This window comes from Pseudomonas frederiksbergensis, assembly GCF_900105495.1.
Lineage (GTDB): Bacteria > Pseudomonadota > Gammaproteobacteria > Pseudomonadales > Pseudomonadaceae > Aquipseudomonas > Aquipseudomonas frederiksbergensis.
Map to the genome: position 1 here is coordinate 3,994,308 of NZ_FNTF01000002.1, position 20,897 is coordinate 4,015,204.

Below are 20,897 nucleotides of genomic sequence, written 5' to 3' on the forward strand. Positions count from 1 at the left end.
GTCTGTCTGAAACTCAGAGAATGTTGATTTTTATCAGTGTCTGCCCATTGATGTATCCATGGTTGGCATTTTTGAGTGCCGCTTTCATGGTCGCTATATTCTGCTGATACGCTTGCTTGTTGCTCTTTAATTGGCTTAGCAGCGATGTCGTCAATGCAAATGAGTCGGCATTTTTAAACGCCATCCCGCTGTTGTAGTTGGTATTTGGAAAACTCGGCAGGCCCATGGACATCTTGCCGTTGGCGAGATTCAGGAGTGGACTCACGTCCAATTGTTGAGAGCCACGCTGAAATATTCCGGTGTCTTCAGCGTAGGCGAAATCTTTGGTTTTCGGCGCGCCGTGGAACATTTCATGAACGAAAGTATCGGCAGTAATGCCTGGGTTGAAATGATCCCTGCGATAAGCCTCGTTGAAGTTGTCACTGTAGACCCGGATAAATTCGTTGTTGGCATTTTGCGCCTTGTCGCCAGTTTTCCAGTCGTTGTACAGCCCCCAATGCAGCTCGGCTACTGAGTCGCTTTCTTGACTGCTGTCGAGGATAAAGTTGCCGGGTTTGATATTTGTAAGGTCCTCTTTTACTGCAATCAGGTAGTCACGGTAAGCACTTCGGGCTGCGGAAGAGTCATTCGCAAGCAGAAGGACGAGCGCCGCATTCGATTCCTGGATCAGCGTTGGGTCATTCAATACGTTGATGGCATCGTCTACTTTTCTGCTGGCGAGTGGTAAGCCTTCTTTGATCACTGTACGAGCGTAGCTTTTAGGCATGATTTTATGCCAGCGTGGGATGGGCAATTTAAGTTTGAGATCAAAACCCTTCAGTTTGGCTCCCCAGGGCTCACCAAATCGGTTCAGTGCGTACCATTCGTCATGGTGGCGTATACCCCATACCTGGAAGGCATCCTGGGAAGTTTGCGCAGGGCGCCAGGTTCCGAGACGAATGATGTCTGGATCGCCGGCTCTGGCCAATTGCTCGAATTGAGTCTGACCCGTCAACTGTCGAAGATCGGATACGGCGTTTTCCAAGGCCGCAACACTCCCGTTAATACCTTTGCGCAACAGTTTCGCGCCACCTATAAGCAAATCCGGAACGCCATCCAGCGGATTTAGCAAGCTGCTCACCAGGCCCAGGCCAGTTTTGGCCAGGGCGCTGGCTTTCGTTGCAAGGGTCATGCTTCGGGCGGCAATACTGGCTATCTTGCCAATGGCCCCGACCACCAACAGAAGCGTCATCGCAGCTTCCAGGGTGCAGGCACCTACGCCTTGGAACTGTCGATCCAGATCGTCTGAACTGATGTCTTCGATGCATGATTTGAACGGTACGACAATATTGAGAAACGTGTTCAATGCCTCTTCACGTTCTGCACGCAATGCCTCCAGCCGGGTTTGCCCCCAACATTCTTTCACCAACTCATCGTAGGTTGCGATTGGCCGGTGCTTGAGCACGAAGTTTACGAGTGACTCGAATTCACTTGAATAGAAACTTTGGTAATAGCCTTTGCTTTCAATGTCCGAAGCCAGTGGGGGTGCGGATAGTTCACCGATCTTTTCAATGACGCCACGACTGGTATTGACGAGGCCAGGTGTGACCCCATGGGTGTAGCACTCGATGTCCGTGGGCAGTTGATGCACCGGTGCCGGATGGGTGTGGTTCTTTTCACTGCCGCGGGGGCTTGTACGTAACAGGTTCTCCCTTTCGATCAGCTCGGCCAGTTCCGTGTTTTCACGGCAGACTCCGTGCAAGGTGAACAGCTCATAACAGCTCAATCGTCCTTCGAAGTAGGTACACATCACCACGCCGTAACGACCGGTGGCCTGCTCTTTGTCTTTATGACTCTCCATGGGAACCCGATTCGGCACTTTAAGTATGACGTCAAGGGTTGACGCTAATGGATTCATGGGGAAGCGGGTGATTGGGTGAATAGTCGCGACTGAAGGCCGTACAGAGAATATCGTCAATTGTCCGCGCAGCAGCCGCACTCGATCAACAAGCGGCAAGGATGAAAGGGCTAGTTTCAAATGCGTATACATAGCCTGCGCATGTGACAGGTAGTTCCGATTGAATTGGCGGTAAAACTCTCCCTGCGCAGAGATCAGATTGGGGAGCATCTTTGGAAACGCAGTATAAATACTTGCTCCATGCTTCAAGTCCCAATCGCCTGTCTGCAGGTCGTTGGACATGTGCAGGTCTACAGGGGACATGAGAAACGGGTCGGCATAGGCGTCTTCCAGTGATCGATTGCTCTTTTGGTGAAGGACGTCATCTTCAAGATAGGTGCATCCTTTGGCGACTTGCTTGAGGATATCCAGGGCGACGCTCTTGCGGGTCGGCAAGGGGCGAGACAGCGTTTCAGCCGTTTCAGCAAGGGTTTTCGCATGGCGGGCGTAAGCGGCCACGGCCACTTCAAGCGAATCCTTGGTCGAGCGGTTCACTTCATCATGGGTGACGATACTGTTGAGCAACGCCCAGTTGATCACTGGATCTACAGCAGCCAAGGCATTGAGTGCCTGTTGCGACTCTGTGACTGACTCGGACTTCATCAGGTGTTGTATTTGCGCATGGGTCATTACGCGCGACGATCCCGGTGAGATAGCTTCCTGCACCGCGATGGTCCGGCAGTAATCAACCCATTGCGGGGTGCCTAATAGCAAAGTAGGTGGCAAGTCCTGGACCAGGAACTCCGGCGCGGTGCCGGCCAGCAATAAATGCGAGGCCAGTGCCACGTTCTGTTCAGTGACCCGGTGGTGATTGATCAAATGTCTTTCGAATTCCGTTTGAACACTGGTGAAAGACTTCTCTATATGTTGGGCTGCATAGAGATCGAACCCGGCCACTTGATTGCGCGGCTCTTGCTCCCCGACCTTCGGATGAAGATCCAACAGTAGCGCAGTGAAAAGTATTTGCTGGAGAGATTCGTCCGATAAGGGCTGATCATCTTGCGCACCATACCAATCCAGGTCTCGTACAAAGCTTTTTGCCCAGATTAGAGCAATGGAACTGGAAACAAGCATGTTCAGAAAATACTCCGCTTCCGATCGTTTGATGGGAGTGGATCGTCCACCCAGAATAGTGTCTGAAAGCAGTTCCAATAATGACTCGCCCTTGGTGTACTCCTTGATCAGTGTTCGAAGCCGGTCCCGCTGTGCTGATGGCATAATGAGCGGATTATTTTCGCCGGCGATTACCATTTCCCAATAGTTGCCGAATGGCGGACTTTCCGGATATGACTGCTCCAGGAAGGCAATCAGGTTCTGAGCATCGACTACCGTTCGAGGAAGGAGGTAACGATGGAATCTCAACCATTGAATCATGCCGACCTGGTCGTCAAGGGTGACGACGCCACCCGTCAATTGCGCCATTTCAACCAATACAACAAGATCATCGTTCAGATCCGGAGCCAGTTTGAATGCACTCTCGAAACTCAGGGTTTTACCAGCGTAGTGTGCCTTGACCTGACCTGTGGCGGTTACTTCAAACAGTGAGTCTTCGGGCAGCTGGAGTTTCAATAAAAGATTTTTGAAAGAGGTTTTTTCGACCATGTTTCGCAAAATGTCTCTTGCGGGCTGGAGAGTTTCTTCTAGCGATGAGCCAGGTTCCAGGGAGATAAAATAACCTTCCAGGCTGACTTTCCTGGAGTGACTACTGTCTTGCACTCGACGCTTTAATTTGTCGAGAAATTCCCGGCGCTCGATATTGTCTTTATGACTGTTGTGATCTTGCGGCGGGCTATAAGTCAAAGGTCTTGATAAGTGTCTTTGAAATGTATTGGTTGCATTAGTAAGGCTCATGGTAAATCCAGTTGTTTCAGGGCTGTATGTTTGAGGTATCCTCTTTTAATATTTAATTGATGGCAAGTCGACGTATGTAAGTGTGTATTGCATTTGTTTGCGTAGTTGGTGGGTTGTCATGTTGTTCGGCGGCAAATGACTCTTTTCTATAACAGGCAAGAAGGTCAGGTGATTTGTTGTAGTTTTAAATAGAGCATTTGACTGCATTCCGCTACTGATTAATGGGAAACGGTTTGCCAGTCACGTGTAGTCAAGGAAACACGACAACTGCAAAACGCATCATCGGCGGGTAATGACTGATTCGGATACGTATCCAGGAAGAATCTTGACCATCGTCGTTTCGACAACGCCGTCTGCGTACTCAGCCTCGAAGAACTCAGCGCTCGCGTTTCGACGCGCCGGTGGCAAGAAAACTCACCACCCGGCCTGGCTGCGTTTCTTTTTGGGTCAGGTCCATGGCCTTGACCAGCGCTTCCATCATCGGCACATGCAGCGACATAAAGGGCTGTTGTTCCGGGGCCTGCATGAATAGTTTCCAGCTGCGGGCAACGCTGTCATCTTCTGTGCGTGGCAAAAATACAGCCTTGCGTCGGTTTATGCAGAAGTGGAGGGGCCACAGCCCCAAACAACTCTCAGGCCAGCATGCCTTTGACCTTGTCGCGCAACTGATCAATGGAAAACGGTTTGCCGATCACGTGCATGCCTTCGGGCACATCCATGCTTTCGGCATAACCGCTGGCAAACAGGATGGGCAGCTCGGGGCGCAGCATCCGGGCCTGGGTGGCCAGTTCACGGCCGTCCATCACTGGCAATCCAACGTCGGTCATCATCAAATCGATGTGCTGGTCTTCATCGTTGAGAAACTCCAGCGCCTGTTCGCTGCCATCGGCTTCGAGCACCTTGAACTCGAGTTCCTCCAGCACATCGACAATCAGCATGCGCACGATGGCGTCGTCTTCGACTACAAGGATGATGGACGCGGTGGCGGACATAGTGGGTTCTCAGAGGTTGAATTCGCGGGTGGTCGGTCGATCGAAATCGCCGGGCTCTTGCTTCAGTAAGTGACGGAACCCGACAAGTTCCCACGCGGTAGAAAAAAGATTAGTCACACAAGCGTTGGCAAGGATAACCGCTCCTTGGCAGTGGAGCAGTTGAATGTGGGATTTTGCGCGAAAAGGTGTCAGAAAATTGGATCAAGCCGGCGCTTTTGGGGCAAACTCCTTGGTTTTCAACAGTTCGACAAGGTTTCCCCCATGACATCCGCGTCTTCGGTTGATGAGCAACGATTCCGTAAACTCCTGAGCCGTAACGTCAGCCTGCCATTAGGGGTCGGCGCGCTCAGTGCAGTGTTCTTTGTTTCGCTGATCACTTACCTGCTGTCGGTGACCCAGTGGGTCGAGCACACCGACCGGGTGATCAATAACGCCAATGAATCGATCAAGCTGACCGTCGATCTGGAAACCGGAATGCGCGGCTTCCTGCTGACTGGCGACGAGCACTTCCTTGAACCCTACGAAACGGCCAAGCCGCGAATAGCAGTGGCCCTCAAAACCTTGCTCGATCTGACCGCAGACAATCCGGTGCAGACCGACCGTCTGCACCGGCTCCAGGCCTTGCAGAATGAGTGGGCCGCTTACGCGCAGACCCTAATTGAATTGCAACGATCCAGCGGTGATTACCGCAGCGCGGTCAAGACCGGGCGCGGTAAGCGGCTGACTGATGAGATCCGCAGGCAATTCGAAGACGTGATCGACATGGAGCAACAGTTGCGCACCACGCGCAACGAGGATGTGCGCAGTACCACGATCTGGAGCATCAGCCTTTACCTGTTGTTCATTGCCGGGATCAGCGCCTTGCTGGCCTACATCGGTCGTCGGGATTTGCTCAACCTTTCGCAAAGTTACAGCGCCAACCTCGCCGGGCAACAGGCCAGTGCCCTGCGTCTGGAACAGCAGGCCTGGCTGCGCAATGGCCAGACTGAACTGGCCGAACAAGTGCTGGGGCAACTGTCGCTGAATCTGCTGGGCCGCAACATTCTGCAGTTCTGCGCGCAATACCTGGGCACCGCCGTAGCCGCCATTTATGTCCGCGAAGAACATGGCGGGCTCAAGCGCATTGCTTCTTACGGTTTCTCCCGCGAGCAGGAAGCGCGCGAACAGCAGATTTACAGCGATGAAGGCATTGTCGGCCAGGTCGCGCACCAGGCTCGCTTGATCCGTCTCGATAACGTACCGGACGGTTACTTCAAGGTTAGCTCCGGCCTGGGCGAAGGTTTGCCGCACAGTGTGCTGGTGGTGCCGACCAGTGACGATGATCGGGTCAACGGTGTGATCGAACTGGGTTTCCTGCGCCCGCTGATGGATCGCGATGTCGAATTGCTTGAACTGATTGCCGGCAACATAGGCACCTCCATCGAGGCCGCTCGCTATCGCCAGCGCCTGCAAGAAGTGCTGGCTGAAACCCAGCAGCTCAATGAGGAGCTGCAAGTCCAGCAGGAAGAACTCAAGACCGCCAACGAAGAGCTGGAAGAGCAGTCGCGGATTCTCAAAGAATCCCAGGCGCATCTGGAGACCCAGCAGGTCGAGCTTGAACAAACCAATGAGCAGCTCGCCGAACAGGCGTTGATCCTGGCGGACCAGCGCGACGCCATGGACAAGAAAAATACCGAGCTCAATCAGGCCCAGCACCTGCTCGAAGAGCGCGCCGAAGAGTTGCAGCGTTCGAGCAAGTACAAGTCTGAATTCCTCGCCAACATGTCCCACGAGTTGCGCACGCCGCTGAACAGCTCGTTGATCCTGGCCAAGTTGCTGGCGGAAAACCCCCAGGAAAACCTCAGCGCCGAACAGGTCAAGTTTGCCGAGTCGATCTATTCTGCCGGCAATGATTTGCTCAACTTGATCAACGACATTCTCGATATTTCCAAGGTCGAGGCCGGCAAGCTTGAAATGCGGCCGGAGAACACCAGCGTGGCGCGATTGGTGGATGGGTTACGCGAGATGTTCCAGCCCTTGGCCACCGATAAGAAGCTGCATTTCCAGGTGGAAGTGCAGGCCGGTGCGCCGATGATGATCTTCACCGACCGCCAGCGTCTGGAGCAGGTGATCAAGAACCTGGTGTCCAACGCGGTGAAATTCACTGAAAAAGGCGAGGTCAGCCTGACAGTTGCCAGTCAGCCCGCCGACGGTATTGCCTTTATCGTTCGCGATTCGGGGATTGGCATTGCCGCGGATCAGCAGGACAGTATTTTCGAAGCCTTCCGCCAGGCCGATGGCACCACCAATCGCCGTTATGGCGGCACCGGCCTTGGCTTGTCGATTTCCCGTGACCTGGCCGCCTTGCTCGGCGGCTCCATCAGTGTCACCAGCGAGCCGGGGCAGGGCAGTGTGTTCACCCTGGTGTTGCCGCAGCAATACGTTGAACCGGGCGAAGAACCTGTCGAACCGATGAGAGCCACCCCGGTTGCCATGACCCCGAGAGTAATGCCCGCTGCACGGGTACCGCTGATCGCCGAAGTCGATATCCCGCGCTTCGACGACGATCGCACCAAGGCGCCATTCACCACGCGTTGCATTCTGGTGGTGGAAGACGAGGCGAACTTCGCCAATATCCTGTACGACCTGGCCCATGAGCTGGGTTATCAGTGCCTGGTGGCGCACGGGGCGGACGAAGGCTACGACCTGGCCAGGGAATTCATCCCGGACGCCATTCTGCTGGACATGCGTCTGCCGGATCATTCCGGGTTGACTGTGTTGCAGCGTCTGAAGGAACACGCTGAAACCCGGCATATCCCGGTGCACGTGATTTCCGTGGAAGACCGGGTCGAAGCCGCAATGCATATGGGCGCTATCGGTTACGCGGTCAAGCCGACTACCCGAGAAGAACTCAAGGACGTGTTTGCCCGTCTTGAGGCCAAGCTGACCCAGAAAGTCAAACGCGTCCTGCTGGTCGAAGACGATGACCTGCAGCGCGACAGCATTGCCCGGCTGATCGGCGACGAGGACATCGAGATCACTGCCGTTGGCCTGGCACAAGATGCGCTGGACCTGCTGCGTACGACGATTTTCGATTGCATGATCATCGACCTGAAACTGCCGGACATGCTCGGCAACGACTTGCTCAAGCGCATGTCCACGGAAGATATCTGCTCCTTCCCCCCAGTGATTGTCTACACCGGACGCAACCTGACCCGGGACGAAGAGGCCGAGCTGCGCAAGTATTCGCGCTCGATCATCATCAAGGGTGCGCGCTCGCCAGAGCGTTTGCTGGATGAGGTCACACTCTTTCTGCACAAAGTCGAATCCAGGTTGTCCCATGAACGCCAGAGGATGCTCAAGACCGCGCGCAGTCGCGACAAGGTTTTCGAGGGTCGCAAGGTGCTGCTGGTGGACGACGATGTGCGCAACATCTTCGCCCTCACCAGTGCCCTGGAGCAAAAGGGTGCAGTCGTGGTCATCGGTCGCAACGGTCGTGAAGCGATTGAAAGACTGAATGAAGTCGAGGACATCGATCTGGTGTTGATGGACGTGATGATGCCGGAAATGGATGGTTTCGAAGCCACCATCGAGATCCGCAAGGACCCGCGCTGGCGCAAGCTGCCGATCATTGCGGTGACGGCCAAGGCCATGAAGGACGATCAGGAGCGGTGCTTGCAAGCGGGCTCCAACGATTACCTGGCCAAGCCCATCGACCTGGATCGCCTGTTCTCGCTGATTCGCGTGTGGTTGCCGAAGATGGAACGCATTTAGTGGAAAAGAACAGCGAAATCGAATTGCGCTTGTTGATCGAGGCGATCTACCTCAAATACAGCTATGACTTTCGCGATTATTCCGGCGCTTCGATCAAGCGCCGGGTCAATCACGCGTTGAGCCAGTTCGAGTGCACGACCATTTCAGCGTTGCAGGATAAGGTCCTGCACGACCCAACGGCATTCATGCAGTTGTTGCAACTGCTGACGATCCCGGTCAGCGAAATGTTCCGCGACCCTTCGCATTTCCTGGCGATCCGCAGGGAAGTGGTGCCGCTGCTCAAGACTTACCCCTCGATCAAGATCTGGATCGCCGGTTGCAGCACCGGTGAAGAGGTCTATTCGATGGCCATTCTGCTGCGCGAAGAAGGCTTGCTCGATCGCACCATCATTTACGCCACCGACATCAATCCGCGCTCGCTGGATAAAGCCAAGCAAGGGATATTCTCGATGGAGAATGTCCGCGCCTACACTCATAACTACCAGCAGGCAGGTGGCCAGCGTTCGTTCGCCGACTACTACACAGCGGCTTACGGTTACGCCATTTTCGACAAGACCCTGTGTGAGAACGTGACCTTCGCCGATCACAGCCTGGCGACTGACAGTGTCTTTTCAGAAACTCAATTGATTTCGTGCCGTAATGTTTTGATTTATTTCAATAAAAAGCTTCAGGATCGTGCTTTCGGTTTGTTCCATGATTCCCTTTGCCATCGAGGATTTCTGGTGCTGGGCAGCAAGGAAACCCCGGATTTCTCGTCTTACGGCAATCAGTTCGAACCGTTGGTCAAACAAGAACGGGTCTACCGAAAATCATGAACAGTGCAGCGGATCTGCCTTCCATAGAGGCTATTGTGATCGGCGCCTCGGCCGGCGGAGTGGAGGCGTTGCTGAGTATCCTCGGCCCACTGCGAGAAGGCTTCCAACTGCCGATCATTGTGGTTTTGCACTTGCCGGACGGACGCTGCAGTCATCTGGTCGAGGTGTTCGCACGGCGCGTGGCCATGCCAGTACGGGAAGCCTGCGACAAGACGCTGGTCGAAGCGGGAACGCTGTATTTCGCGGCTCCGGGTTATCACTTGTCGGTGGAGCAGGACCGCAGTTTTTCCTTGAGCCTGGAAGCCCGCGTGCATTATTCGCGACCGGCCATCGATTACCTGTTCGAGTCGGCCGCCGATGCCTACGGTTCAGCTCTGGCTGCGGTGTTGTTGACCGGCGCCAACCGTGATGGCGCTCGCGGCCTGGCCCAGGTCAAGCGCCATGGCGGCATGACCATCGTTCAGGACCCGGACGAAGCCCAGGTCGCGACCATGCCCCGGGCGGCGCTTGATATACACCAACCGGACCATATCCTCCCTATTCGCGGCATCGGCCGTCTGCTTGTCGAGCTGGAACGAATCGCATGCTAAGTACTATCCAGGCCAAATTACTGATCGTTGACGATCTACCGGAGAACTTGTTGGCGCTCGAAGCGCTGATCAAGCGCGAAGACCGTATCGTCTACAAAGCCTTGTCCGCCGACGAGGCCTTGTCGCTGTTGCTGCAACACGAGTTCGCCATGGCCATTCTCGACGTGCAGATGCCCGGCATGAACGGCTTCGAACTGGCCGAGCTGATGCGCGGCACGGAAAAGACCAAGAACATTCCGATCGTGTTCGTCAGTGCGGGCGGTCGCGAGCTGAACTACGCGTTCAAGGGCTATGAAAGCGGCGCCGTGGATTTCCTCTACAAGCCGCTGGATATCCATGCGGTCAAGAGCAAGGTCAACGTGTTCGTCGAACTGTTTCGCCAAAGCAAGGCGATGAAACAGCAGGTCGAAGAGCTGGAGCAAAGCCGCCGCGAGCAGGAAGCATTACTCCAGCAGTTACAGAGTACCCAACTGGAACTGGAGCAAGCGGTGCGCATGCGTGATGACTTCATGTCCATCGTCGCCCACGAAGTCCGCACGCCGCTCAATGGCCTGATCCTCGAAACCCAATTGCGCAAGATGCACCTGGCCCGAGACAACGCGGCAGCGTTCACCCTGGACAAAATGCACGCAATGGTCGACCGCGACGAGCGGCAGATCAAAAGCCTGATCCGCTTGATCGAGGACATGCTCGATGTGTCGCGCATTCGCACCGGCAAGTTGTCGATCCGACCAACGCGCTTCGATCTGTCGGCGCTGGTCCGCGACTTGTTGCAGAACTTTGCCCCGCAGATCGATGCTGCCGAGTCCTCGGTCACCCTGGAAGCCGAGCAACCCGTGGTGGGCAGTTGGGACGAATTTCGCATTGAACAGGTGATTTCCAACCTGCTGACCAATGCGTTGCGCTACGGCGCCAAGAGCCCGATCACCGTTAGGGTGTACAGTGAGAGCGATCAGGCTTGGGTGGAAGTGCGCGATTCAGGGATCGGCATCGACGAAGAGAACCAGATGCGTATTTTCCAGCAGTTCGAACGCGTCACGGCCAAACACGCAGTCGCGGGGTTGGGCCTGGGGTTGTTTATTTCCGAGCAGATTGTGGCCGCCCATGGCGGTTCCATTACCGTCGAAAGCCAAATTGGCGAAGGCGCCTTGTTTCGCGTTTGTCTGCCGCTTTAGGAAACTGGCCAGATAAACGCAACCTCTGATCGGCCCCATGGTCCTATCAGCAGCTATTGACCGAACAAAGGCTTCCCATGAGTGAAGATGCACAAGACGTCGTATTGATCGTCGAAGATGACCCCTCGATTCTGATGGTGCTTTCGGCCTATCTGTCGGGTGAGGGCTACCGGGTATTGCAGGCCGAAAACGGCGAGCAGGCCTTCGAAATCCTGTCGAGCAAACCGCACCTGGACATGATGATCACCGATTTCCGCCTGCCGGGCGGCATCTCTGGCGTGCAGATTGCTGAACCTGCCGTGAAGCTGCGACCGGAGCTCAAGGTGATCTTTATCAGCGGTTATCCGCAGGAGATCCGCGAGACGGACAGCCCGATCACCCGTAAGGCGCCGATCCTGGCCAAGCCGTTCGATCTGGATGTGCTGCAAGAGCTCATGCGGGAAATGCTTTCCTGAGCGCCGCACGCTCTATGTAGCAGCTGCCGAAGGCTGCGTTCGGGCGCGTAGCGGCCGCTTATCGGGGCTATACAATCCCTTGGTGAGGGCTTCGTCCTCGAACGCAGCCTTCGGCAGCTGCTACAAGGGGGGCGTCAGATCCTGATCATCTCCCGCACCTTCGCCGTCAACAGGTCGAAGGTGAACGGCTTGGTAATCATCTGCATGCCAGGATCCAGAAAACCACCGCGCACCGCCGCGTGTTCGGCATATCCGGTAATGAACAACACCTTCAGGTCCGGCCGGTATTGCCGGCCGATTTCCGCCAGTTGCCGGCCATTCATGCCGGGCAATCCAACGTCGCTGATCAATAGATCGATACGCTGCCCGGAATCGAGAATCGGCACCGCGCTGTCGGCATCGCCAGCCTCGACGAAGGCATAACCCAGGTCACTCAACACCGTACTGACCAACACCCGCACCGCTGGATCGTCCTCGACGATCAGCACCGTTTCGCCATTGCGCGCGTATGGCGCGTGCTGGACGTTCACCGGGTTGTCCTGAGGCAGGTCACTGCCGCATCGCGGCAGAAACAGGCTCACCGTGGTGCCTTCGCCCACTTCACTTTGAATGGCGACGTGGCCGCGTGATTGTTTGCTGAAGCCATAGATCATCGACAATCCAAGGCCGGTGCCCTGACCGATGGGCTTGGTGGTAAAGAACGGGTCAAAGGCTCGGCTGATGGTGCTTGGTGGCATGCCACAGCCGGTGTCCGTGACGCTCAGCACCACATAATCACCGGGTTGAAGGTTGCTTTGCGTCTTGGTGAACTCAAGGTCCAAATGCTGATTGCTGGTTTTTACCACCAGTTTGCCGCCATCGGGCATCGCATCCCGAGCATTGATCACCAGATTGAGCAGGGCGCTTTCCAGTTGATTGGGATCGGCTTCGGCCACCCAGAGTTGCTCGTTGAGCTGCATGTCCAGTTGAATGGTTTCGTTGATGCTGCGCTGAAGCAATTCGCCCATGGACACCACCAGGGTGTTCATCGCCACGGGTTTGGAGTCCAGCGACTGACGCCGGGAGAACGCCAGCAAACGGTGGGTCAGGCCTGCCGCGCGGTTGGCTGAGGTCACGCCCAGGTCGATCAGGCTGTCCAGATCTTCAGTGCGCCCACGGGCCAGGCGTCGACGCAGCAGCTCCAGGCTGCCGATGATGCCGGTCAGCATGTTGTTGAAGTCGTGGGCTATGCCGCCGGTGAGCTGGCCGACCGCTTCCATCTTCTGCGATTGACGCAGGGCTTCTTCATTGTGTCGTAGCTGGGCGGTGCGTTCCTCGACCTGCTGTTCGAGGGTTTCGAGGGTGTTCTGCAACCGCAGTTCGCTTTGACTCAAATCGATCAGCCGATCCCTGGCTTCGTACTGTCGTCGACGGCCGCGCAACGCGGTGGTCACCAGGCTGATCAACGTGACCGGGTGAAAAGGACGCTCAAGAAAGGTCACGTTCCCCAGCTGCGGGCCGTAGCGCGACGCCGGGTTTTGTTCGGGGCCGCCATGGTAGGTCATCAAGACAATCGGAAGATCGGACCAGGCCGGTTGTTGCTCGATCAGCAAGAGCAGTGGCTCAAGGTCACCGCCCAGCAAGGCTTCGGAGGAGATCAGCAGCAAGCCTGCCCCTTGCTCCAGTTCACTGCATAACGCCACCAGGTCCCGAGTGATGACCCCGTCGTAACCCGCTTCGTTGAGCATCATCAACGCAATCTGGCTGTCGCGACCCAGCGGCGCGAGAATGATCGCGCGCTCGGACATCGCTTCCTGGGCGATCACGGGCTTTGTTCCTCAAGCAAGGGGTTGCTGGCACCCAGATAAGTCGGGACGCCGCGCAATACCCCTTGGAAGGCATCCAGTGGTTCACCAATGGTCATGCCCTGAGCGCTGATGCGGTATTCGCGAATGGTCGATTCATGGCTGCCCGTACGTTTCTTGATGATTGAAATCGCCCGGCGCACCTTGCCCAGTGCCTCGAAGTAGCGCAGCAGGATGACCGTGTCGGCCAGATAGGTGATGTCCACGGGGGCCTGCATGTCGCCGACCAGTCCATGCTGGGCGACGGTCATGAAGGTCGCGGCACCCTGGCGATTGAGGTACAGCAGCAACTCGTGCATGTGCAGTACCAACGCGTTTTCCTCGGGCATCGCTGCCTGATAGCCGTTGATGCTGTCGATCACGACCGTCTTGATATCGCCGTCATCGACGCAGCGACGAACCCGGTAGGAAAACTCTCCGGGGGACAACTCGGCCGCGTCCACCTGCTCGATCAGCAGGTTGCCGGTGTCTTGCAGCGCCTTGAGGTCGATGCCGATGTTCTTCATGCGCTCGAACAGCAACCCGAGCTCTTCATCGAAAATGAACAGCGCAGCTTTTTCGCCACGGGCCACGGCGGCAGCGGCGAAGATCATCGAGATCAGCGATTTGCCGGTACCGGCAGGGCCGAGGATCAACGTGCTGGAACCGGTCTCGATCCCGCCACCGAGCAAGGCATCCATTTCCTTGATGCCGCTGGTTAACTGCTGGCGAATGTAGCGACCGCGATGCTCGGCGGCCACCAGGCGCGGAAACACATGAACGCCATCGCCCATGATGGTGAAGTCATGAAACCCGCCACGGTACTTCTGGCCACGGTACTTCACCACGCGGATTCGCCGACGCTCGGCGCCATAGTTGGGGGTCAGTTCCTCAAGGCGAATCACCCCGTGGGCCACACTGTGCACGGTTTTGTCGAGGGATTCGGTGGTCAGGTCGTCCAGCAACACCACTGTGGCGTCATAGCGCACGAAGTAGTGTTTGATCGCGAGGATCTGGCGACGGTAGCGCAAAGAACTCTGGGCCAGCAAACGGATCTCGGAAAGGCTGTCGAGCACTACACGAGTCGGCTTGACCCGTTCGACCACTTCAAAAATCTGCTTGGTGGCTTCGCCCAGTTCAAGGTCCGAGGAATACAGCAGGCTTTGCTGATGTTCGGCATTGAGCAGGCTTTCCGGGGGTGTCAGCTCGAAGATGTGGATGTTCTCATCCAGCTCCCAACCATGGGACAAGGCCCCTTGGCGCAATTCGCGTTCGGTCTCGGACAGGGTGATGTACAACGAGCGTTCACCAGCACGAGCGCCGGCCAACAGGAAATGCAAAGCGACGGTGGTTTTGCCGGTTCCGGGTTCACCCTCCAGTAAAAACACATGGCCGCGGGACAAACCACCGGCCAGGATGTCATCCAGACCTTCGATGCCGGTGGCGGCTTTTGCACTGATCAACTCGTTTGATGTAGACAAAAAATGCCCTCTCATGACTAGGGGAAACGAGGCAGCAGGCGGTAGTGCCTGAATGGACTGCCTGATCTCTTGACCCTTGGTCGAGACGACGAGTTCAACGAAATTTTTGTTGTTGTTAAAGCCCTTGCTGCAGGGCAGGGTCGTCGGGATTGAGTTGTTCAAGTTGCGCCAACAGAATCTGCACGTTCTGTAGCTGGCCGCTTTCTTTCCAGTAGTTGATCAGCAATACCCGGGCTCTGCGGTCGGCCGGGTGGCGCTGGACGATCTCCTGCAACTGTTTCTGCGCCGCTTCCAGCTCCTGTTGATCGTGAAGCGTGGTGGCCAGGTCGTAGCGGTAATCCTTGTTATCCGGCTCCAGCTCCACGGCTTTGGAAAGGCCGAGCAGGGCGAACTCGCTTTGCCCGTGATGCAACAACCAGAGTCCCAGGGCATGTTGCAGGTAGGCCGAGTCTGGCTGAGCCTTCAACTGCTTGGCCAACAGCTGTCGGGCCGCATCGTTTTGGCCCAGGCGATCCAGCACGTCGATTTGCATCACCAGCGCGGGCAGGTTGCCGGGTGCAAGTCGCAAGGTGTTCTCCAGCGCCTGTTGCGCCTTTTTCAGTTCGGCATTGTGCAGATGCAACCGAGCCAGTTGATATTGGCTGTCGGCGCTTTGCGGCTGGCTCTTAAGGTCCTGTTCCCAGGCATCGATGGCTTGTTCCAGCGGCCCGAAGTACAAACCGAGGTCGTCCGGCGATAGCCCGAGCAGGGCGTTCACTGCGGCATAGCGCACGCGCTGTTCGCCATCATCAAGTAACGGGCCCAACAGCAGGCTGCGCTGGCCGCTGGGCACCAGACCGCTGATGCTTTTGATCGCGGCGATGCGCACGTCCGGCGATTCATGCTGCAAGTCCGCATCCGCCAGTTTCAGGGCCACGGAGCTGGGGTAGTTGGGCAGTTCGGCATGCAACCAGACGCGACGCTTGGGCGATATATCGGGGCGGCCCAATTGCTGGTAGAGAACTCGCGCCGCGCCCGGTTGACCTGCGCGCGCCTGGTTCAGCGCCTCGCTGTAGCCACGCTTGATCGCCTCCGGCACGGCGGGGGTTGTGCTGCGCAGGAAAAACCAGGCAAGGCCGATGGCAAACAGGACGCAGAGGCTGATGAGCAGGTAGCGGCGGGACTGGGGCATGCAGGAATCCGGGAGCTGGCAAGCTGTTGCAAAGTTGCCAGCTTCGGTCAGCCAAGGCTGTGAGTCAAACCCAGACGCCGTTCAATTCGCCAGTCAGGCAATTCGAGGCAGGCTGGCTTTGCAATGATTTTGCCTACAGGTTGCGTCCCATCCCTTAATTCAGGCAAAAAAAAGCCCCGCGACCGAATGAGGCGCAGGGCAAAGGAATTGGTTGGTTGCGGCCAACCAAAGGAGCTCGTTAAAACTTTACTTGCTGGCGACAGACTCCGGTTGCCAGCCACCGCCCAGGGCTTTGTAGATCGCGACAATGCCGCGATACAGATCGACTTCGGCCTGGGCCTGAGTGTCTTCTGCCGCCAGACGCTCACGCTGGGCATCGAGCAGGACGAGGAAGTCCGCCGTACCTTCGCGGTAGCGAATTTCCGCCAGGTCGGCAGCGGCGCGGCTCGACTCACTCTGACGAATCAGTGAGATCAAGCGTTGTTGCCGTTTGCCGTAGTCGCTGAAGGCGTTTTCCGATTCTTCCAACGCCAACAGGACTTGCTGTTCGTAGGTTGCCAGGGCGCCTTCAGCATCCGCATCGGCGCCACGCAAACGTGCTCGCACGCTGCCCAGATCGAACGCGGCCCAGGTAATGCTTGGACCCAGAGCCCAGGCGTTGGCCGCCGAGGACCCGATCTGCGAACCGCGCCCGGCGGTGAAGCCAAGGAAACCGCTAAGGCTGACCCGTGGGAACAAATCAGCCTTGGCCACGCCGATACGGGCGGTGGCGGAGGCCAGTTTGCGCTCGGCGCTGAGAATGTCCGGGCGGCGCTGCAGCAGTTCACCCGGATCACCGATTGGCAGGGCCTTGGCGATTGCCGGCAAGTCTTTTGGACTCAGGTCGACGGTCAGCTTGTCCGGCCGTTCACCCAACAGGGTGGCGATGCGGTTTTTCTGCCGAACCTGTTCGGCCTGCAATTGCGGCAGGCTGGCTTCGACGGACGCCAGGCGTGCGTCGGCGCGGACCACATCGAGCTGATCGCCGACGCCGGCATCACGCAGGCTGACGGTGATCTTGCTCGATTCCTGCTGGTTGTTCAGGTTGGCCAGGGCGATCTTTTCCCGCAGTTGCGCACCGCGCAGTTGACCGTAGGCATCCACCAGTTCAGCAATCATCGAGACTTGCAGTTGGTACAGATCGGCTTCGAGCGCTTGCTGTTCGGCGTCGGCGGATTCCAGGTTGCGCTGGATACGCCCAAACAGGTCGATCTCCCACGCCATGTCGAGGCCCAGGTCGTAGCGTTCGCTACTGACACGTTTGGTGGTCTGGCCCGGAATCTGACCCTTGGCCAGGTCACTGCTGGCCCGGCTGGTAATGGTGGGCATGGCGTCATTGCTGACGTCATCGCGAATCGCCCGGGCCGCTTTCCAGCGAGCGAAGGCCACGCGCAAATCACGGTTGCCTTGCAGCGATTGAGTCACCAACTGGTTGAGGGTCGGGTCTTCGAACTGCTGCCACCAGATGCCTTCGAAACGCGAGCGGTCGAAGTTTTTCTGACCGGCGCTGCCATCGGTAGCGGTGGTGATGTTGGCCGGCTCAGTGGCTGGAGTCTTGTAGTCCGGGCCGACGGCACAGGCACTCAGGGCCAGTACCAGAAGGCTCGGCAGGAAGGCTTTCAGACTCATTGTTGCGCCTCCAGTTTCAGGACCTTGGCCGCTTTGCGCTTTTCACCGCGCTCCACAAAGTTACGAATCAATACGTAGAACACGGGTGTCAGCAACAGACCGAAGAAGGTCACCCCGAGCATCCCGGAGAACACCGCCACACCCATGGCATGACGCATTTCGGCACCGGCACCGCTGGAGAACACCAGAGGCACAACCCCCATGATGAACGCGAAGGAAGTCATCAGGATCGGCCGCAGACGCAGGCGGCAAGCTTCGAGCACCGCCGCGAGCGGGTTCATGCCTTCGTCCTCCTGTTTGTCCTTGGCAAACTCGACGATCAGAATCGCGTTCTTACAGGCAAGCCCCACCAGTACGATCAAACCGATCTGGGTGAAGATGTTGTTGTCGCCTCCCGAAGCAATCACACCAGTGATGGCCGACAGCAGGGTCATCGGTACGATCAGGATCACCGCCAATGGCAGGCTCCAGCTTTCGTATTGAGCCGCGAGTACCAGGAACGCCAGCAGCACGCAGAGCGGGAACACGAACAGTGCGGTGTTACCGGACAGAATCTGCTGGTAGGTCAGGTCGGTCCATTCGTAGGTCATGCCGTTCGGAAGTTCTTCCTTGAGCAGTTTCTCGATGGCTTTTTCGGCCTGGCCGGAGCTGTAGCCGGGAGCGGCAGCACCGTTGATTTCAGCGGTGATGAAGCCGTTGTAGTGCATCACGCGGTCCGGGCCCGAGGTGTCGCTGACCTTGATAAAGGTCGCCAGCGGGATCATCTCACCTCTGTTGTTACGCACTTTCAACTGACCGATCTGGTCCGGTTCGAGACGGAACTGTTGTTCTGCCTGAACGTTGACCTGGTAGGTGCGACCGAAGCGGTTGAAGTCGTTGGCATACAGCGAACCCAGGTAGATCTGCAGGGTGTCAAAGATGTCGCTGACGGCCACGCCGTGGGTCTTGGCTTTTTCGCGGTCGATAGCGGCATCGACTTGCGGCACGTTCACGGTGTAGCTGGTGAACAGGGCGGCCAGTTCCGGCACGTTGTGGCTCTTGGTGATGATGTTCATGGTTTCTTTGTACAGCTCGTCATAACCCAGGTTGCCCCGGTCTTCGATCTGCAGGCGGAAACCACCAATGGTGCCCAGGCCTTGTACCGGCGGCGGCGGGAAGATGGCCATGTAGGCTTCCTGGATCCCGGCGAACTGGCCGTTCAATGCACCGGCAATCGCACCGGCGGACATGCTCGGGTCTTTACGCTCGTCGAACGGTTTCAGGGTGACGAACACGATGCCGGCGTTAGGGCTGTTGGTGAAACCGTTAATCGACAGGCCAGGGAAGGCCACCGCACTTTCCACGCCAGGCTGTTTCAGGGCCAGGTCGGACATGCGTTTGATCACGTCTTCGGTACGGTCCAGGCTCGAGGCGTCCGGCAGTTGCGCGAAGGCCACCAGGTATTGCTTGTCCTGGCCGGGTACGAAACCGGTCGGGGTGTTGGAGAAACCGAAGAACGTCAGCACCATCAGCCCGGCGTACACCAGCAAGGCGATACCGCTGCTGCGGATAACCCGGCCCACGGTGCCGACATAACCATGGCTGGCCTTGTCGAAGAAGCGGTTGAACGGACGGAACAGCCAGCCACCGAAGATCTTGTCGAGAACCTTGGAGAAACGGTCCTTCGGTGCGTCATGACTTTTGAGCAACACCGCAGCCAGGGCGGGCGACAGGGTCAGCGAGTTGAACGCCGAGATCACAGTCGAGATCGCGATGGTCAGGGCGAACTGCTTGTAGAACTGCCCGGTCAACCCGGAGATGAACGCGGCCGGGATAAACACCGCACACAGCACCAACGCCGTTGCGATGATCGGGCCGGTCACTTCACGCATCGCACGTTTGGTGGCTTCTACAGGGGTTAATCCGAGCCCGATGTTTCGCTCGACGTTCTCCACCACCACAATCGCATCGTCGACCACGATACCGATAGCCAACACCAGGCCGAACAGTGACAGGGCGTTCAGCGAGAAGCCGAACAGGTGCATCACGGCAAACGTACCGATCAGCGAAACCGGCACCGCCACCAACGGAATGATCGAGGCGCGCCAGGTTTGCAGGAACAGGATCACCACCAGCACAACGAGGATCAGGGCTTCGAAGAGAGTGTGAACCACCGCCTCGATGGAGCCGCGCACGAAGATCGTCGGGTCATAGACGATGCTGAAGTCCATGCCTTCCGGGAAGTTTTTCTTCAGCTCGGCCATTTTCTCCCGGACATCGTTGGAGATCTGGATCGCGTTGGAGCCGGGGCGCTGGAAGATCGGGATTGCCACCGCCGGCTGGTTGTTCAGCAAGGAGCGCAGGGCGTATTGGCTGGAGCCGAGTTCGACACGAGCGATGTCTTTCAGGCGAGTGATTTCACCATTGTCGCCGGAGCGAATGATGATGTTCTCGAACTCTTCTTCGGAAACCAGACGACCTTGGGTGTTGACCGACAGCTGGAACGCAGTGGCATTCGGCGCAGGCGGAGCGCCCAGGGCACCGGCCGCTACTTGACGGTTTTGTTCACGAATGGCGGTCACGACGTCGGTGGCGGTCAGGTTGCGCGAAGCGGTCTTGTTCGGATCGAGCCAGACCCGCAGCGAGTAATCGCCCATGCCGAACAGCTGCACATCACCGACACCGCCCAGACGCGCCAGCTCATCCTTGATGTTGAGCAAGGCGTAGTTGGACAGGTAGAGCATGTCGTAGCGTTTGTCCGGCGAGGTCAAGTGCACAACCATGGTCAGGTCGGGCGACGCCTTGTCCACGGTGATACCGATACGCGTCACTTCTTCTGGAAGTTTGGGTTCGGTCCGGGTCACCCGGTTCTGCACCTGGACCTGTGCGTTGTCCAGGTCAGTGCCCAGCGCAAAGGTGATGGTCAGGGTGATCTTGCCGTCGGCGGTGGACTGCGAGGACATGTACAGCATGTTCTCGACGCCGGTGATGGCTTGCTCCAGTGGCGCGGCCACGGTTTCACCGATGACTTTAGGGTTGGCACCCGGGAAGTTCGCCCGAACCACAACGGTCGGCGGAACCACTTCCGGGTATTCGCTGATCGGCAACTGGAACAGCGAGATGGCACCGGCGATCAGGATCAGCAGCGAAAGTACCGCGGCAAAGATCGGCCGTGAAATGAAGAATTGGGAAAAATTCATCGGAGTTG

13 protein-coding genes are annotated in these 20,897 nt (G+C 57.2%); 5 read left to right on the forward strand and 8 right to left on the reverse strand.

Annotation, left to right across the window (positions count from 1 at the left end):
• Positions 1-13 precede the first annotated feature (13 nt).
• The 3 genes from BLW70_RS18930 to BLW70_RS18940 all read right to left on the reverse strand — a co-directional run bounded on the left by BLW70_RS18930 (position 14) and on the right by BLW70_RS18940 (position 4,779).
• The gene (locus tag BLW70_RS18930) at positions 14-3,787 is read right to left on the reverse strand and encodes a hypothetical protein (protein WP_074876475.1); all 3,774 of its coding nucleotides are present in this window, start codon (positions 3,785-3,787) and stop codon (positions 14-16) included.
• Between the two features lie 376 nt (positions 3,788-4,163).
• A complete protein-coding gene (locus BLW70_RS18935; protein ID WP_310650411.1) occupies positions 4,164-4,460 on the reverse strand; it encodes a PhoPQ-activated protein PqaA family protein in 297 nt (98 codons plus the stop codon).
• Complete coding sequence (locus tag BLW70_RS18940) at positions 4,420-4,779, reverse strand: response regulator (protein ID WP_074876479.1); 360 nt, start codon at positions 4,777-4,779, stop codon at positions 4,420-4,422. The genes BLW70_RS18935 and BLW70_RS18940 overlap by 41 nt, the downstream gene beginning before the upstream one ends.
• A 261-nt stretch (positions 4,780-5,040) precedes the next feature.
• Between BLW70_RS18940 and BLW70_RS18945 the strand changes: the two genes are divergently transcribed.
• From BLW70_RS18945 to BLW70_RS18965, 5 genes are all read left to right on the forward strand, one after another.
• Entirely contained in the window at positions 5,041-8,532 is a 3,492-nt protein-coding gene (locus BLW70_RS18945) for a response regulator (RefSeq protein ID WP_074876481.1), read from the forward strand.
• Positions 8,532-9,347 (forward strand): CheR family methyltransferase, encoded by an 816-nt coding sequence (locus BLW70_RS18950; RefSeq protein ID WP_083383376.1) that lies wholly within the window; start codon positions 8,532-8,534, stop codon positions 9,345-9,347. The genes BLW70_RS18945 and BLW70_RS18950 overlap by 1 nt, the downstream gene beginning before the upstream one ends.
• A complete protein-coding gene (locus BLW70_RS18955) occupies positions 9,344-9,937 on the forward strand; it encodes a chemotaxis protein CheB (RefSeq protein WP_074876485.1) in 594 nt (197 codons plus the stop codon). Before BLW70_RS18950 ends, BLW70_RS18955 begins: the two co-directional genes overlap by 4 nt.
• The gene (locus BLW70_RS18960; protein ID WP_074876488.1) at positions 9,931-11,112 is read left to right on the forward strand and encodes a hybrid sensor histidine kinase/response regulator; all 1,182 of its coding nucleotides are present in this window, start codon (positions 9,931-9,933) and stop codon (positions 11,110-11,112) included. The genes BLW70_RS18955 and BLW70_RS18960 overlap by 7 nt, the downstream gene beginning before the upstream one ends.
• 77 nt (positions 11,113-11,189) lie before the next feature.
• Positions 11,190-11,567, forward strand: a complete 378-nt coding sequence (locus BLW70_RS18965; RefSeq protein WP_074876490.1) for a response regulator — start codon at positions 11,190-11,192, stop codon at positions 11,565-11,567.
• Positions 11,568-11,701: 134 nt separating this feature from the next.
• Here the strand turns inward: BLW70_RS18965 and BLW70_RS18970 are convergent, their stop codons facing one another.
• The 5 genes from BLW70_RS18970 to BLW70_RS18990 form a co-directional block, all read right to left on the reverse strand.
• The gene (locus tag BLW70_RS18970) at positions 11,702-13,354 is read right to left on the reverse strand and encodes an ATP-binding protein (protein ID WP_074880677.1); all 1,653 of its coding nucleotides are present in this window, start codon (positions 13,352-13,354) and stop codon (positions 11,702-11,704) included.
• 14 nt (positions 13,355-13,368) lie between these two features.
• Positions 13,369-14,871 (reverse strand): ATPase domain-containing protein, encoded by a 1,503-nt coding sequence (locus BLW70_RS18975; protein ID WP_074876491.1) that lies wholly within the window; start codon positions 14,869-14,871, stop codon positions 13,369-13,371.
• A gap of 115 nt (positions 14,872-14,986) precedes the next feature.
• A complete protein-coding gene (locus tag BLW70_RS18980) occupies positions 14,987-16,042 on the reverse strand; it encodes a tetratricopeptide repeat protein (protein WP_074876493.1) in 1,056 nt (351 codons plus the stop codon).
• Positions 16,043-16,288: 246 nt separating this feature from the next.
• Positions 16,289-17,710 (reverse strand): efflux transporter outer membrane subunit, encoded by a 1,422-nt coding sequence (locus BLW70_RS18985; RefSeq protein ID WP_074876495.1) that lies wholly within the window; start codon positions 17,708-17,710, stop codon positions 16,289-16,291.
• Entirely contained in the window at positions 17,707-20,889 is a 3,183-nt protein-coding gene (locus tag BLW70_RS18990; RefSeq protein WP_074876497.1) for an efflux RND transporter permease subunit, read from the reverse strand. The genes BLW70_RS18985 and BLW70_RS18990 overlap by 4 nt, the downstream gene beginning before the upstream one ends.
• Positions 20,890-20,897 lie beyond the last annotated feature (8 nt).